The sequence below is a fragment of the Oleiphilus sp. HI0066 genome (genome assembly GCF_001635725.1).
Genome location: NZ_LWFH01001754.1, coordinates 1 through 663, shown reverse-complemented (window position 1 = coordinate 663; position 663 = coordinate 1). Strand labels below are relative to the sequence as shown.

Genomic DNA, 663 nt, shown 5'->3' with positions numbered 1-663 from the left:
GTGTACTTGACGAATTTCAGCGTGATGGTGCAAATATTCTTCTATGCCGCTTTGATTCGTTCCATTATGAGTTGTGTTGGATCGGCGAGATGGGAGCTGCCTTACTCCATGGAGATGAGGGCGTATTGCCTCTAATTTCGGAATCTTCTCATAAGGTTGAGCGAATTATCGGCGACCTTCATACTGATGAAATATTGGTGTTTGGCAACTCTTTATTATTGCCTAATGTTTCTAAGATAGGTGATGCTTTGGATCTGATGCTGTCTGAATCACCTAACTCTGTTGAGGGCGCAGTCAAAAATATCGCGAGAAGCAGCGACTACAATCAATGTTTAGACGGTGCGGTCTTTATACATTATCCATTGAACGAGCCAAGTTCATTACTAAAAGATTTGCCACAGTTAAGAGCTAGGCGTCGAGTACGTAACAAGCTGCTTGCTATCACGAAGCCTGTTTTAGCATTGGTGTTAGTAGGGTCACTTCTTGGTTGGTTGCTAACGAGTCAAGTAGCTTTGTCTTAGCAAATGTCCTTTCCATGCTTTAAAAAGAACAAAAATAAAGCCAATACAAAACGCTCCAACGACTAAACCTAAGGCGCTATGTTCGACAGTGTTAGCAGAATCTGGCGTTGAGGCGAATACATAGTCATAAAATAGAAAGAAG

General features: G+C 41.9%; 1 protein-coding gene. It reads left to right on the top strand.

Annotated features, from left to right (window positions below; all coding sequences use genetic code 11):
* On the top strand, positions 1–521 hold a 521-nt coding region (locus tag A3738_RS31645), incomplete at its 5' end, for a hypothetical protein (RefSeq protein WP_197474084.1).
* Positions 522–663: the final 142 nt, after the last annotated feature.